At 32.1% G+C, this 14,854-nt stretch carries 14 protein-coding genes; 4 read left to right on the top strand and 10 right to left on the bottom strand.

Annotated features, from left to right (window positions below; all coding sequences use genetic code 11):
• Positions 1–17: 17 nt before the first annotated feature.
• Positions 18–476 carry an RNA methyltransferase gene (locus FUA22_RS06200; RefSeq protein WP_147767029.1) on the top strand — a complete coding sequence of 153 codons (459 nt, stop codon included), beginning with the start codon at positions 18–20 and terminating at the stop codon, positions 474–476.
• 1 nt (position 477) lies between these two features.
• On the opposite strand, the gene FUA22_RS06205 is transcribed toward FUA22_RS06200, so the two are convergent.
• The 10 genes from FUA22_RS06205 to tsaD are packed head-to-tail and all read right to left on the bottom strand — an operon-like array spanning position 478 to position 8,114.
• Complete coding sequence (locus tag FUA22_RS06205) at positions 478–1,941, bottom strand: arylsulfatase (RefSeq protein ID WP_147767030.1); 1,464 nt, start codon at positions 1,939–1,941, stop codon at positions 478–480.
• Positions 1,942–1,993: 52 nt separating this feature from the next.
• A complete protein-coding gene (locus tag FUA22_RS06210) occupies positions 1,994–2,353 on the bottom strand; it encodes a hypothetical protein (RefSeq protein ID WP_147767031.1) in 360 nt (119 codons plus the stop codon).
• 9 nt (positions 2,354–2,362) lie between these two features.
• A complete protein-coding gene (locus tag FUA22_RS06215) occupies positions 2,363–3,538 on the bottom strand; it encodes a THUMP-like domain-containing protein (RefSeq protein WP_147767032.1) in 1,176 nt (391 codons plus the stop codon).
• Positions 3,539–3,544: 6 nt separating this feature from the next.
• Positions 3,545–4,633 carry an AI-2E family transporter gene (locus FUA22_RS06220; RefSeq protein ID WP_147767033.1) on the bottom strand — a complete coding sequence of 363 codons (1,089 nt, stop codon included), beginning with the start codon at positions 4,631–4,633 and terminating at the stop codon, positions 3,545–3,547.
• Between the two features lie 43 nt (positions 4,634–4,676).
• Positions 4,677–5,177, bottom strand: a complete 501-nt coding sequence (locus FUA22_RS06225) for a TrmH family RNA methyltransferase (RefSeq protein ID WP_147767034.1) — start codon at positions 5,175–5,177, stop codon at positions 4,677–4,679.
• 27 nt (positions 5,178–5,204) lie between these two features.
• Positions 5,205–5,396: a hypothetical protein gene (locus FUA22_RS06230; RefSeq protein WP_147767035.1), complete on the bottom strand. Its 192-nt coding sequence runs from the start codon at positions 5,394–5,396 to the stop codon at positions 5,205–5,207.
• The gene (locus FUA22_RS06235; protein WP_147767036.1) at positions 5,396–5,683 is read right to left on the bottom strand and encodes a hypothetical protein; all 288 of its coding nucleotides are present in this window, start codon (positions 5,681–5,683) and stop codon (positions 5,396–5,398) included. Before FUA22_RS06235 ends, FUA22_RS06230 begins: the two co-directional genes overlap by 1 nt.
• A gap of 57 nt (positions 5,684–5,740) precedes the next feature.
• Positions 5,741–6,382, bottom strand: coding sequence for a DUF4159 domain-containing protein (locus FUA22_RS06240; RefSeq protein ID WP_147767037.1), 642 nt, complete (start codon positions 6,380–6,382; stop codon positions 5,741–5,743).
• 1 nt (position 6,383) lies between these two features.
• On the bottom strand, positions 6,384–7,088 hold the full coding sequence (locus FUA22_RS06245) for a 16S rRNA (uracil(1498)-N(3))-methyltransferase (protein ID WP_147767038.1): 705 nt from the start codon (positions 7,086–7,088) through the stop codon (positions 6,384–6,386).
• A 3-nt stretch (positions 7,089–7,091) separates the two neighbouring features.
• On the bottom strand, positions 7,092–8,114 hold the full coding sequence (gene tsaD, locus FUA22_RS06250; protein ID WP_147767039.1) for a tRNA (adenosine(37)-N6)-threonylcarbamoyltransferase complex transferase subunit TsaD: 1,023 nt from the start codon (positions 8,112–8,114) through the stop codon (positions 7,092–7,094).
• Positions 8,115–8,298: 184 nt separating this feature from the next.
• Between tsaD and FUA22_RS06255 the strand changes: the two genes are divergently transcribed.
• The 3 genes from FUA22_RS06255 to gap all read left to right on the top strand — a co-directional run bounded on the left by FUA22_RS06255 (position 8,299) and on the right by gap (position 14,843).
• Entirely contained in the window at positions 8,299–12,678 is a 4,380-nt protein-coding gene (locus FUA22_RS06255; RefSeq protein WP_147767445.1) for a translocation/assembly module TamB domain-containing protein, read from the top strand.
• Positions 12,679–12,830: 152 nt separating this feature from the next.
• Positions 12,831–13,817 carry a 6-phosphofructokinase gene (pfkA, locus tag FUA22_RS06260; protein ID WP_147767040.1) on the top strand — a complete coding sequence of 329 codons (987 nt, stop codon included), beginning with the start codon at positions 12,831–12,833 and terminating at the stop codon, positions 13,815–13,817.
• An 18-nt stretch (positions 13,818–13,835) separates the two neighbouring features.
• Positions 13,836–14,843 (top strand): type I glyceraldehyde-3-phosphate dehydrogenase, encoded by a 1,008-nt coding sequence (gene gap, locus FUA22_RS06265; RefSeq protein ID WP_147767041.1) that lies wholly within the window; start codon positions 13,836–13,838, stop codon positions 14,841–14,843.
• The last annotated feature ends 11 nt before the right edge of the window (positions 14,844–14,854 follow it).

Below are 14,854 nucleotides of genomic sequence, written 5' to 3' on the forward strand. Positions count from 1 at the left end.
TCTATTTTTGTTGCACTATGAATGACAACTTTATAAATGAGTTTTTTGGTATTGGTATTCAAAATGGGAAAACACCCGAAAATTTAGGTGTATTATGGCGATCTGCTCAAAACTTAGGAGCTAGTTTTATTTTTACCATTGGTAATCGATATGCAAAACAAGCTTGTGATACCCACAATGCTGTGAAATCAATGCCCTATTTTCATTACGAAAATTTTGAGGAGTTCTTTAGTAATTTGCCTAAAGGAGCTCGTTTAGTTGGTGTTGAATTGACTGATGAAGCATTACCATTAGAAACCTTTCATCACCCAAGACGTTGTGTTTATTTGTTAGGAGCAGAGGATCACGGATTGTCAAAACAAGCCATTGAGAAATCTCATTTTTTAGTGAAATTTAATTCTGCAAAAAGCTTGAATGTTTCTGTTGCAGGAAGTATTGTTATGTATGATCGTGGTATTGAAAAGCCAAGGTCTTAGTTTACTTTTCACCTTTATATTGGGTTTGTTGAAATTTAAATACTTCTGAAGGTATTCTGCTAGACTCTAAGACCTGTTTTAGTTCTGTTACTTTTTCAGGATAAATAGTTGCTAAATCAGTATTTTCACTAGGATCTTCATTTAAGTTATACAATTGATAATTACCATTTTTCTTTGTGTTATATCTTACCAATTTCCAATCTTTTTGTCTAATAGCTTGTCTTCCACCTTTTTCATGAAATTCCCAATATAAATGAGAATGTTGCTTTTGATTTTGGTTACCAAGAAGTGTAGGGAGGAATGAAATTCCGTCAACTTTATTTTCAGTTTTGAAATCTACTATTTCGGCTATAGTTGGCATAACATCCCAGAAAGCAGAAATATGATTTGTTTTACTCCCTTTTGCTATATTTCCTGGCCATTTAGCTATCATGGGAACCCTAATACCTCCTTCATACAAGTCTCTTTTGTATCCTCTAAAAATACTGTTACTATCAAAATAATCAGGATCAGCTCCTGCCTCTAAATGCGGCCCATTGTCAGAGGTGAATATGATGATTGTATTTTCAGATAGACCTAGAGCTTCAATTTTATCAACAATTTCTCCAACCTGATCATCAAGTAAATTTATCATAGCAGCAAAGGCAGCATGACCATTTTTTTGTGACTGATAGGGACCATCTTTATAATTCTCACCATCATCTGTACCTATAAATGATTTTTCAGGTTCATACTTGCCTAAATGCTTTTTCATATAGCTCTCGGGAGCTAGAAGTTCAGCATGAGGAATAATACTTGGGTAGTATAAAAAGAAAGGTTTCTCTTTGTTATTATCAATGAAATTTAGCGCTTCCTGATGAATTAAAATTGGAGCATATTGCTCACTTTTATGGCCTTCATTTCCTTTAAGAATAATTTTTTCCTGATCACTCCACAAATGATAAGGGTAATAATTATGTCCTAATCTTTGGCAATTGTATCCATAGAATCTGTCAAAACCTTGATTTAAGGGATCACCTTCAGACCCTGGATATCCCAAACCCCATTTGCCAAATACACCTGTTGTATATCCTTTGTTTTTTAATAATTTGGATAATGTTTGCGTATTTGAAGGTAATGGCCATTGCCCTTCAGGTCTAATTTCTTTATTTCCTCTAATAGGCGTATGTCCTGTATGCAAACCAGTCATTAATGTAGACCGCGAAGGTGCACACACTGTAGAACCAGAGTAATGCTGGGTAAAAAACATACCTTCCTCTGCTAGTTTATCAATATTAGGGGTAATAAACTTTTTTTGCCCAGTTAAACTTAAATCTCCGTAGCCCAAATCGTCTGCTAATATGTAAATGATATATGGAAGTATTTTTACAGTCTCCTTTTCTTCTTTTTCTTTATGATTTTTACAAGTAAGAAGAGTAAAAGTGAGTAGTATTGTTATAATGCGAAATGAAAATTTTGAACTCATAAAACGAAGTTTTAAAGCTCAATTTACTTAGAATAATTGAGTTCTGAAATAATTAATTAATGTGCTCCTTTTTATTTTCAATTCTAAAACATCGCTCTTGACCTAAATAATTTGGATTACCGTGTTTTTCAGACCAAAAACCTTCTAAAATATCCTTGGATAAGCATTTGTAAACAACCACTCCTTTAAAGACATTATTCTCATCTCCATTATATTTAAAATTAATAACGAGAATGTTATCGTTAAAAAAACCATAACCAACTTGTTCTTGCCAATTATTAATAAGCCATTTTGCTTTTACCCTATTAAATTCATCAATTGAAATGTTCAAAATGCCCTTATATTTGTTTCGTTCAGCATTTTGGTTGGTTCCAATTATGGAGTATTCACCTTCTAACTCTTGTATTGTCATTTGTAATGATTAAGCTTTTTTGCAAATAACAACTATTTTGAGGTTGTTTAAGTCTGTTGTAAAAAATAAATAGATGTCACCACCATCTTTAATACGAAGCTTGTTCCTGATTTGTTGAACCGATTCTGGGAAGTTTCTTGTGGTAATATTGGCCTTTTCAATACCCAATTGCTTCAGTTCCTTTTTGTTGTAATTTATGATATTCTCAATTTTAAATCGTCTTCCAGGGAAATCTATAGGTTCATTTGACGTATATAAATGAGAATGTTGGTGAAGTTTGAAAACATTCAATTTATTGGAAACTTCTTCAAAACCTCCTGATTTTAAAATAGCTGCATTGGGCTCATATAGATAGGAGAGTGGTTCGTTATATTGAACCTCATTCTGACCTTCATTTAGCATGAAGCTGAAATTTTCATCAGTATCCTTTTTAATATTAATTGTTTCAATTTGAATATTTCCATTGAACCCTTCATCTAATACCCAAAGCAATTCTTTTACCTCATTATTAACTGCTATGACATGAATGGTTTTCACAAATTGCAATTCGTTTGCTCCAAACGAAATATCTAATAGTGGTGATGTTTTAATTAGAATATTTTTTGAAGCCTCAAAAAGAATATCTAAATGTTCTGGTACATTTGGTAAGCAATCCTTTAAGAAGAAAACTTTCCCTTTGCTATCATTTCTTCTGGAAGGGTCAATATAAATCCAATCGAAGTTTTTATTGCCAGATTTTAAGTATTCAATACCGTCAATATTTAGAGTTTCAATATTATTTACATCAAATTGTTTGTAATTATGATTGACGATTCCTGAAAGCATTGTATTTATCTCGCAATGTGTAACTTCATTAAATCTTTTTGAAAAGTAATAACAGTCAATCCCAAAACCTCCGGTTAAATCAATAATGGAATCACCCGAAATTAAATTCGATTTGTATTCAGCAGTAATTTCAGATGAAGTCTGCTCAATATTTAGTTTGTTAGGAAAATAAATATTATTAGTGTTAAACCAATTGGGTAGCTTCTTTAAACAGCGCTGTTTAGCTTCTATTTGTTCTATGATATCTTTAGTTTCAACACCATCAAATGAAGTTCCTTTTAATAAAAGCGACACAACATTTGAGTTTAAATGTTTAGAAATAAACTCTTGAATTTCAGTATTTAAAATATTTAAATTCAAACTAAACTATAAGTCTTTAGTCAGCTTTTTTACAATTTTATTTTCCGATAAAAAGGCTTTTAAAATCACCTTAATTGCAGTATAAGCTGGTACCGCAATAATTAACCCCAAAACTCCAAATAAAATGCCGGCAATAAGAATGACTAGGAATATTTCTAAGGGATGTGATTTAACACTTTTTGAAAATATTATAGGCTGGCTTCCAAAATTGTCTACTAGTTGTCCAATGGCAAAAACTAATAAAACCCAGAAGGTTTTAGGCATTATTACATCACTAAAACTCTGTCCTAAATTACTGGTCATTGTTAGTGTAATCATTAAAAAGGCACCTATTAAAGGACCTACATAAGGAATCAAATTTAGTAGTGCACATAAAAAGGCTATAACCACGGCATTTTCAACACCAATAATTAGTAAACCAATCATGTAAATGATAAATAGTATAAGTATTTGGAATATTAGGCCCACAAAGTAGCGAGATAATAAATCCTTTATTTTTTCAGAAGAGTCTTTCCAACGAGTTTCTTTGTTATCAGGAATTAAAGTTAGTAGGCTGTTTTCAAATAATTTACTGTCTTTTAAAGAGAAGAATGAGATAAATAACACCGAAAATAAACCAATACTAAAGCTACCTAAACCACTAATAACTGAATTCAAAAAGTTAGGAATAAGAGAGAAATCTAATTTAGAGAATAGATTGGAGTCTTTAAGAGATTGCTCTACGTCAATCTCATGTAGGTCAAAATAGTTTACAATTTCCGTATAAAGGCTTTCAATATTGCTCTGTAATTCATTAATATTTAAAAGTGATAAATTTTGTCCTTGCTTGATAATTAATGGAATAAACAAACTCACTAAACCAGCAAAAATTGCCAAGAGTAATGCCATGGTAACCACTACAGCTAAGGCATTTTTAAACTTTAATTTGCGCCTTAGAAATAAAACAATGGGCCTTCCTATAAGTGAGATTACTGCGGCTATGGCTACATAACCTATGACGGATTGAACCTGATATAAAAAGTATAAAATGAGAACTACACCACAAATAATGGCTATAGCTCTTAAAATACCATTGGAGATTGTTTTGGAATTCATTTAGTAAATATAGTAACTATTTGTCATTGCAAGTTCCTTAATGTTACAACAATTGTTTGGTCATTTCATAAAGTGCAATGTTGGTAGCTTGCACTACATTCATGCTACTATTTTGTCCGTACATGTCTATATGTATTATCGCATTAGACATTTTTAAAATATCTTCTGAAACCCCAAAATTTTCATCACCAACAACCAATGCTAATGGTTTTTCTTTTGAAAATTGAAAGTTGTGTATTGGTTTGCTACTATTTGTAATCTCCAAAGAAATAATATGGTACCCTACAGATTTTAAATCGGAAATCACCTTTGAAGCCGATTCTTGAATTTCAAAATTCACAGATTTTTCGGTTGCTCTTGAGGTTTTTGTCATCTTTCTTCCAAAAGGAATATCAGTACCACAAAGAATAAGTTTTTCAACACCGAAGGCATCACATATTCTAAACAAACTACCAATGTTTGGCGCATTAGTAACATTGTTACAAACAACTGTAATTGCGAATGTTCTTTGGTTAAAGTTGGTATTGTAGTGAGTTAGTTGCAATTGATTTTCGATTTATGATTTCTCAATCTAAGATGGAAATATTAGATTAGAAACGGTAACAGTTTCCTTCTTATTTAAAAGAAAGTATAAAACCAAAATGACTACTAAAATGAATAATAAGACTTTTAGAAGTATTTTAAGAATTCCTCTAAATGTAGTTACTTCTTTTTGGTTTTCAAAAAAGCCCTCAACCAACATAACTAAAAATTCTTTAAGCATTAATCTCTAATCATAATTTTATTGAATGCACTGGCCCGTTTTTCTTCACTGATCCAAATCGCTATAGGAATTGTACCTGTTAAAGTTGAAACAAAACCTAAATCCCAAATAAATATTGTTATTATGGCAGCAAGTGCAACACCTCCTAAAATGAAGAAATAATTTGGTGAGGCATGTAATCTATTTATATGTCTTTTAGTATGATTGCCACAATGTTTGCAACGTTCGTTTATTTCTAATCCTATTTCTTGTTTCAAGTCAAATCTGTTATTCGATTTAACTTTCATTGAATTTAACTTCTTGCAAGAAGGAGAGCTGCAATAATAATGTAGTTTCATGTTTTATTAATTTTCAAAAGCATATTTAACAATGTTGGCACCCATTTTCAGAGCCTTTTCTCTTACTTCAGGTGGGTCATTATGCACAGATTCATCTTCCCAACCATCGCCTAAATCGCTTTCATAAGTAAATAGTAGCACAAGTCTGTCTTCATGAAAAATTCCAAAAGCTTGTGGACGTTTACCATCATGCTCATGTATTTTGGGTAAGCCGTTTGGGAAATTATAGGCAATACTAAAAATGCCATGGTTTGATGGAAGTTCTACCATATCCTTATCTGGAAATACTTTCTTTAATTCTTCAGTTATATAAGGCTGCATACCATAATTATCATCAATATGCAGAAAACCTCCTGAAATTAAATAGTTATGTAAGTTTTCAGCATCATCGTCGCTAAAAAATACATTACCATGACCAGTCATGTGTAGTAATGGAAACTGAAAAATATCTGGACTTCCAACTTCAACATTTTGTGGGTTATCACTAATTTTAGTGTTGATGTTATCATTACAGAATGAAATAAGATTTGGTAGGGCTGTGGGGTTACCGTACCAATCACCACCTCCATTGTATTTTAAAACAGCAAGCTCTTGAGAAAAGGAGAGCACGGATAAAAGACAGAAGATAGATGATAGAAGTAACCTCATATTATTCATTTATAAAAGCAACAGAATGACAAGCAACAATAGCTGCTGTTTCTGTTCTTAATCTGGTGTCTCCCAAAGTTACAGGAATAAATTTATTAGCCATAGCCATTTCAATTTCTTTAATGCTGAAATCACCTTCAGGTCCAATTAAAATGGTAATATCTGTTTTGGGTCTTAATTCTTGTTTAAAAGATTTTCTATTCGTTTCCTCGCAATGTGCTATAAACAAAGCACCCTCAAATCCTTGTTGAATAAAGTCTTTAAACGAAATAGCCTCATTTAGTTTAGGGATATAACAACTTAGAGATTGCTTCATGGCAGATTGTAAAATGCGTTCAAAACGTTCTGGTTTAATGACCTTTCTTTCACTATGGTCGCAGATAATAGGGGTGATGGTATCAATGCCAATTTCGGTAGCTTTTTCTAAAAACCATTCATAGCGGTCGTTCATTTTGGTTGGTGCCACAGCCAAATGTAAATTATAATCACGTTCTGGTTGCTCTTCTTTTGAATTGATAGTTACCAAGCATTTATTGATATTCGGTAAAGTAACTTCAGCTTTAAATAACCAACCTTTACCGTTAGTAATATGCAAGGAGTCTCCAGTACTTTTACGTAACACCTTTACAATGTGTTTGCTTTCATCTTTTGGGAAAGTGAATTGCTCAGTAGTTTCGTTTATATCTGGATTGAAAAAGAGTTGCATAATCTAAATCTTCAACCTAGCCGAGGCCATCACATTTTGTTCAGTAGAATAGCCTTCTAAATATTTTAAATATCCTACAATGGCTATCATAGCAGCATTATCAGTAGTATACTCAAATTTAGGCACATAAGTGGTCCATCCAAATTTTTGTTCGCCATCTTTTAAAGCTTGTCTAATACCGGAATTTGCAGAAACACCACCACCAATTGCAATGTGTTTAATACCAGTATCTTTTGATGCTTTTTTTAGTTTATCAACCAAAATAACAATAATAGTATATTGAATGGATGCACAAATATCGTTTAGGTTTTCTTCAACAAATTTTGGATTTTTCTTTGTTTCACGTTGCACAAAATACAGAATACCTGTTTTAAGTCCGGAGAAGCTAAAGTTCAATCCGTCAACTTTAGGTTTAGTAAATTGAAATGCTTTTGGGTTACCTAATTTAGCACGTTTGTCAATTTCTGGTCCTGCAGGATAACCAAGTCCTAGAATTTTTCCGCTTTTGTCAAAAGCTTCGCCAACAGCATCATCAATGGTTTCACCAATAACTTCCATATCAAAATAATGGTTCACCTTAACAATTTGCGTATGTCCGCCAGAAATAGTCATGGCCAAAAATGGAAATGGTGGTTTTTCAAAACCTTCCTCTTCAATATAATGTGCTAAAATATGTCCCTGCATGTGATTAACATCAATAAGAGGAATATTCAACCCATACGCTAAAGACTTCGCAAAAGAGGTCCCTACCAATAAACTACCCATTAATCCTGGGCCACGCGTAAATGCTATTGCATTTAATTCTTCCTTAGTAATACCTGCTTTTTTTAAAGCGTTGTGTACAACCGGAACAATATTTTGTTGGTGTGCTCTTGAAGCTAATTCTGGCACAACGCCACCATATTCTTCGTGTATTTTTTGGCTAGCAATAACATTGCTTAAAATTTTTCCGTTATAAATTACAGAAGCTGCCGTATCATCGCAAGAAGACTCAATTCCAAGAACGTAAATATTTTGTGAATCCATTAATAAATATTAGGCACAATAATTGTTAATTTTGATTACGAATAGACATCTAAAGGTGCTTTAACATTCGTAAGTACAAATGTAGTTTATTCTTAATAATATCATAACTTTATCACGTATCAAAAAAGTACTAAAAATAACATCAAAAATAGCAGCAATTATACTGCTTATCTTCATCATTTTGGTGTTAGTACTTTCTATCCCCGGGGTTCAAACAAGTTTAGGTAATTATGCTACCGCAAAACTTAATGAAGAATTTGGAACCAATATAAACATTGATAAAGTTGGTTTACAATTTAATGGTGATGTTGAGTTTAAGAACATTTTTATAGAAGATTATAAAAAAGATACACTTATTAGTATTGCTGAATTGAATACTTCCATTTTAAGTATTAGGAATTTTTACAATAACAAAATGACTTTTGGCGATATTGATATCATGGATTTGTTCTTTAACATTAAAACCTATAAAGATTCCAGAGATACTAATTTGGACGTTTTTGTAAAAAAGTTAGAGGGTGATAACCCACAAAAAGGAGATGGCAGCTTTTTATTGTCATCAAGTGATGTGTCTATTTACAACGGAATTTTCAAACTTTCTGATGAAAATAGAGAAACTGTTGAACGTCTAGACTTTAAAAATTTAAACATAAATGCCACCGATTTTTTAATTAAAGGAAGTGATGTAAGTACTAGAATTAATACGTTGTCATTTAAAGATAGTCGAGGTTTGACTATGAAAAATATGATGACCAATTTCAAGTATACCCGTACGGGAATGACTTTTGATAATCTCAATATAAAAACCCCTGAATCTGTTTTAAAAGGGCAATTGCAGTTCTTATATAAAAGAGAAGATTTACAATTTTTTACTGATAAAGTTTTAGTTGAGGCTACTTTTGAAGATTCCGAAGTATTATTAGATGAACTCAATATAATTTATAATGAATTTGGGGCTAATCAAAGAGCCAAATTTAGAGTTGATTTATCAGGAACACTGAATAATTTAAAGGCTTCAAATTTAAACCTTCAAACAAGTAGAAACACTAGTGTGCGTGGAAATATAGATTTTGAAAACCTCTTCAATAAAGAAGAAAACAACTTTTATATGGATGGCGATTTTTCAAACCTAACATCAACTTATAAAGATTTAACTGCTTTATTGCCCAATGTTATTGGAGATGCCATTCCATCAACTTTTGATAGGTTGGGTAGGTTCACAGTGGTTGGAAATACACAAATAACATCTTCAGCGGTAAACGCTAATATTGAAATTGATACTGAAATTGGTTTTGTAGATTCTAATTTAAAAATAACTAAAGTAGATGATATTGATAATGCTACTTACAAAGGGAAAGTTGTTTTTGAAAATTTTGATTTTGGTGCTTTTCTAGACGATCCAAAAATTGGAATAGGATCTCTAAATTTTGATGTAGACGGAAATGGATTTTTAACAGATAATCTTGACACAAAAGTTAAAGGAGATATTTATGAGGTAGTTTATAACAACTATAATTATAGTAGAATAAAGGTTGCAGGTAATGTTAGAAATAAGATTTTTGATGGCAACCTGATTGTAAATGATAGGAACCTTCAGCTTAATTTTAATGGATTAGTTGATTTCTCTGAGGAAGTGAAAAAATATGATTTTGAGGCCAATGTAGATTATGCCAATTTAAACACACTCAATTTTGTTAAAAAAGATAGTATTTCTATTTTCAAGAGTAGACTGAACATGAATATGAACAGTAGTAATTTAGATGATGCCTATGGAGTAATTTCATTTAGTAATACTACTTATACTAATGAGCATGATGAGTACTATTTTAAAAAGTTTGATATCTCTTCAAGATTTGATGGAGGAATAAGATACATTGAGTTTAAATCACCTGATATTATTGAAGGAGATTTGAAAGGACGGTTTGTGTTTAGAGATTTAAAGAAGTTATTCGAGAACTCTATTGGGCATATTTATACTAACTACATTCCTCATGAAGTAAGAACAGATCAGGGAATAGACTTCAACTTTAAAATATATAATAAAATAGCCGAAGTTATTTTTCCGGAAATTGAATTGGGCAAAAATACTTTTATAAGGGGTAGAGTTGAGAGCGATGAAACTAATTTTCAATTAACATTTAAGTCTCCTCAAATTAAAGTTTACGACTATTTTGCCAATAATATTGAATTGCAGGTAGATAATAGCAATCCACTTTTTAATACCTATGTAGAAGTAGATAGTTTAAATACAAAGTTTTATAACGTATCTAAATTCAATTTAATTAATGTAACAGTTAACGATACATTATTTATGCGTTCTGAATTTAAAGGAGGGAAACGAAATGACGATAGTTTTAACTTAAGTTTTTATCACACTATAAATGAAGAGAATCAATCGGTTTTAGGATTTAAAAAATCAGATTTCACTGTGAAAGATAGAAAGTGGTTTGTTAATGAGAAGAACGATACTTTAAATAAAATGTCATTTGATAAAGGATTAACAGAGTTTAATTTAGATAACTTTAAAATTAGTCATAAAAGGGAAGAGATTAAATTATCTGGGTTTTTAAAGGATTCTACGGAAAAAGACATAAGGTTAAATTTTAGGAATGTTAATTTGGCCAAAATTACGCCAGATGTAGATAGTTTAGCTTTAGCAGGAAATGTAAATGGTAAACTTGATGTTCTTCAAAAAAATGGAAGCTACTTACCCAACTCAACTATTATTGTTAACGATTTTAAAATAAACAATTTCCCATTGGGAGACTTTGATGCAAGTATTACCGGTAATGAAGATCTCACAAATTATGTAGTGGATGCCGTTATTAAGAATGATATTTCAGAATCTTTTGCAGCAAAAGGAGCCATTAGTGTAATTGGTAAACAATCTAATATAGATGTTGATTTAACCTTTGAAGATTTTAATTTAGAACCTTTAAATCCTTTGCTTGATGGTGTTTTAAACAATATTAGAGGGCTTGTAAAAGGTAATGCTAGAGTATTAGGTGATCTTAAAAGACCTAGCATTAATGGAGAACTTACTTTGAATAAGTCTGGGTTTGGCATTCCATATTTAAATGTAGATTATGCTTTTAACGAGAATGCATCAGTCACCTTAAAAGAGCAAAGTTTTGTTTTTAATAATATTCAATTAACAGATACAAAGTTTAATTCAAGTGGAAGACTTGATGGTTCGCTTAGTCATGTTAACCTTTCAAAATGGGGTCTAGACTTAGATATTGATACAAATAGGTTTCTCATTTTAGATACTGAGGAAACAGAAGAGGCCTTGTATTATGGTCGTGGTTTTATGGGAGGGAGAGCAGAAATTTTTGGGCCTACAGAACAGCTTACTATTAGCGTTACTGCTGAGACTAAACCAGGAACTGTATTTAAAATTCCATTAAATGATACAGAGTCTTTTGGTGATAATTCGTATATACATTTCATAACCAAAGAAGAGAAAGAAGCTAGAGATAAGGGGGAAGAGGTTGTTTTTGAAGAGATTCAAGGGTTAGAACTAGATTTTGAAATTGATATTACTGAAGATGCCGATTTAGAAATTATTATTGATAAAAACACGGGTCATTCCTTAAAAGGAAAGGGAGTTGGAATAGTTTTAGTTGAAATTAACACAAACGGAAAATTTAATATGTGGGGTGATTTCTCTGTTTTTGAGGGGAAATATAATTTTGCATATGGAGGATTAGTGCAAAAACAATTTATAGTACAACCAGGGGGAACTATAAATTGGGAAGGAGACCCATTAGAAGCCCAACTTAATATGTTGGCTGTGTATAAAACGCAAGCTAATCCATCACCTTTATTAGATAATCCTATTAATAGAAGTATCCCAGTAGAACTAAATATTCAGTTAACAGGAGAGTTACAACAACCAATTCCAGATTTTAATATAGAATTCCCAAATGTTAATTCAGCTGTGAAATCAGAGTTACAATATCGGTTAGATTCGCCCGATGATATGCAAAATCAAGCATTATATTTATTATCAACAGGAGCTTTTGCTGGAGGTTTAGATGAGCTGAATTTTTCTGGAACTATTGCTGAAAGGCTTAATGGTATTATTAGTAGCTTGTTTTCTAATGGAAATGGCAAGTTTAACCTAGGGGTAAATTATGAAGCTGGTCAAAGCAGACCAGATTATCAAACCAATGATAGAGTTGGTTTTACATTACAAACTCAAATTAGTGATAGAGTACTTATAAATGGTAAAGTTGGTGTGCCAATAGGGGGTGCGGATGCTGCCAATACGGTTGTAGCAGGCGATGTTCAGATAGATTTTCTTTTAAATGAGGAAGGTACTTTGGTAGCTAAGGTTTTTAATAGAGAAAATAGTATTAGAAATTTTGGTGAAGACATTGGTTATACACAAGGTATAGGCCTTTCTTACAATGTAGATTTTGATACTTTCAAAGAACTCATTCAGAATTTATTCAAGAAAAAGGAAAAAGAAAATGCTTTAAAACACGAAAGCACTGAGAAAAATAAAGAGGATGCTTTACCGGATTTCATTACTCATAAAACAGCTTCTCAAAAAGAATAGAACTTTTATTTTACTTCAAAACAAACCTTGATTTTGTATTAATATTCAATCATTATTAACTAAAACGTTATAGTGTTAAGTATGCATTAAAATGGTCTAAACGCTATGATTATATTGTTTTTGTTTAGTAATTTTACCGGCAAATTAGAGATATGCCAAATAGAATTAAAAAAGTAGCAGTTTTAACATCAGGTGGAGACGCACCTGGAATGAATGCTGCAGTGCGTTCTGTAGTTAGAACTTGTGCGTATCATGGTGTTGAATGTGTAGGGGTTTATCGTGGTTATCAAGGAATGATTGAAGGCGATTTTAAGCCTATGAATGCCCGTAGTGTAAGAGGCATTATTAATAAGGGAGGAACCATATTGAAATCTGCACGTTCAAAAGAGTTCAGAACCAAAGAAGGAAGAGAAAAAGCCTATCAGAATATCATAAAAGAAGGAATTGAAGGAATTGTTGTTATTGGAGGTGATGGATCATTTACTGGTGCATTGGTTTTCAATCAAGAATATGGTTTCCCTGTAATGGGAATTCCTGGTACTATTGATAATGATATTTTTGGGACTACACATACCCTAGGTTTTGATACCGCTTTAAACACCGTGGTTGATGCCATAGATAAAATCAGAGATACAGCAAGTTCACATAACAGATTATTCTTTATTGAAGTTATGGGGCGTGATGTAGGTCATATAGCTTTAAACACTGGAATTGCGGGTGGCGCAGAAGAAATTCTAATACCTGAAGAAGATTTAGGTCTTGAGAGACTAAAGGAATCATTGAACAAAAGTAGAACTTCTGGTAAAAGCTCTAGTATAGTTGTTGTTGCCGAAGGAGATAAAATAGGAAAGAACATTTTCGAATTAAAAGATTATGTTGATGAAAATTTAGATGGATATGATGTTCGCGTTTCAGTATTAGGACACATGCAACGTGGTGGTTCACCTTCTTGTTTTGATAGGGTTTTAGCAAGTAGAATGGGTGTGAAAGCCGTTGAGTCTATGTTAAATGGAGAAAGTAATTACATGGTGGGCTTATTAAATAATAAGATGGAGTTAACACCATTAGAACAAGCAATTAAAGGAAAAACAAAAATAAATTTAGAATTATTACGTGTCTCAGACATAATGAGCACATAACACTAATTAAACTTAGATATGTCAAAATTAAAAATTGGAATTAACGGATTTGGTAGAATAGGTAGAATTGCTTTTAGAGTAGCAGCTTCTAGACCTAATGATATTGAAATAGTAGGAATTAATGATTTGTTAGATGTTGAGCATTTAGCTTATTTATTAAAATACGATTCAGTTCACGGAAGATTTAATGGAACTGTTGATATTGCAAACGGGAACTTAGTAGTAAACGGAAACGAAATTAGAATTACTGCAGAGCGTAACCCAGAAGATTTAAAATGGGATGCTGTAGGAGCTGAAGTTGTTTTAGATTGTACTGGTATCTTCACAACTTTAGAAGGTGCTCAAAAACACATTAATGCTGGAGCTAAAAAGGTTGCTATTTCTGCACCTTCTGCAGATGCACCAATGTTTGTTATGGGAGTAAATAGTGATAAGATTACAGCTGCAGATACCATTGTATCTAACGCATCTTGTACTACAAACTGTTTAGCGCCTATCGCTAAAGTTATTAATGATAACTTCGGAATTGTTGAAGGTTTAATGACGACAGTTCATGCTACAACAGCAACTCAAATGACTGTTGATGGTCCTTCAAGAAAAGACTGGAGAGGTGGTAGAAGTGCTTTAGCTAATATCATTCCTTCGTCAACTGGTGCTGCTAAAGCGGTAGGTAAAGTTATTCCTGAATTAAACGGAAAATTAACAGGTATGGCCTTTAGAGTTCCAACTCAAGATGTGTCAGTTGTTGATTTAACTGTAAGAACTGAGAAGTCTGCTTCTTGGGATGCTGTTAAAGCTGCTTTAAAAGCTGCTTCTGAAAATGAATTGGAAGGTGTATTAGGTTATACTGAAGAAGCTGTAGTTTCTCAAGATTTTGTATCAGAACCTTTAACAAGTGTGTTTGATGCAGGAGCAAGTATTGCATTAAATGATAACTTCCTTAAGTTAGTATCTTGGTACGATAATGAGTTTGGTTATTCAACTAAATTAGTTGACTTAGCACAATACATTGCGTCAGTAAAATAATTTATAGTATA

The organism is Seonamhaeicola maritimus (assembly GCF_008056315.1).
In the GTDB taxonomy this organism is placed as follows: Bacteria; Bacteroidota; Bacteroidia; order Flavobacteriales; family Flavobacteriaceae; genus Seonamhaeicola; species Seonamhaeicola maritimus.

Excerpts from the sequence above, each read along its gene's own strand:
- FUA22_RS06220 (WP_147767033.1), bottom strand. The coding sequence starts at position 4,633 with ATGAATTCCAAAACAATCTCCAATGGTATTTTAAGAGCTATAGCCATT.
- pfkA (WP_147767040.1), top strand. The coding sequence starts at position 12,831 with ATGCCAAATAGAATTAAAAAAGTAGCAGTTTTAACATCAGGTGGAGAC.
- FUA22_RS06210 (WP_147767031.1), bottom strand. The coding sequence starts at position 2,353 with ATGACAATACAAGAGTTAGAAGGTGAATACTCCATAATTGGAACCAAC.
- FUA22_RS06200 (WP_147767029.1), top strand. The coding sequence starts at position 18 with ATGAATGACAACTTTATAAATGAGTTTTTTGGTATTGGTATTCAAAAT.
- FUA22_RS06230 (WP_147767035.1), bottom strand. The coding sequence starts at position 5,396 with ATGCTTAAAGAATTTTTAGTTATGTTGGTTGAGGGCTTTTTTGAAAAC.
- tsaD (WP_147767039.1), bottom strand. The coding sequence starts at position 8,114 with ATGGATTCACAAAATATTTACGTTCTTGGAATTGAGTCTTCTTGCGAT.
- gap (WP_147767041.1), top strand. The coding sequence starts at position 13,836 with ATGTCAAAATTAAAAATTGGAATTAACGGATTTGGTAGAATAGGTAGA.
- FUA22_RS06205 (WP_147767030.1), bottom strand. The coding sequence starts at position 1,941 with ATGAGTTCAAAATTTTCATTTCGCATTATAACAATACTACTCACTTTT.
- FUA22_RS06235 (WP_147767036.1), bottom strand. The coding sequence starts at position 5,683 with ATGAAAGTTAAATCGAATAACAGATTTGACTTGAAACAAGAAATAGGA.
- FUA22_RS06245 (WP_147767038.1), bottom strand. The coding sequence starts at position 7,088 with ATGCAACTCTTTTTCAATCCAGATATAAACGAAACTACTGAGCAATTC.
- FUA22_RS06240 (WP_147767037.1), bottom strand. The coding sequence starts at position 6,382 with ATGAGGTTACTTCTATCATCTATCTTCTGTCTTTTATCCGTGCTCTCC.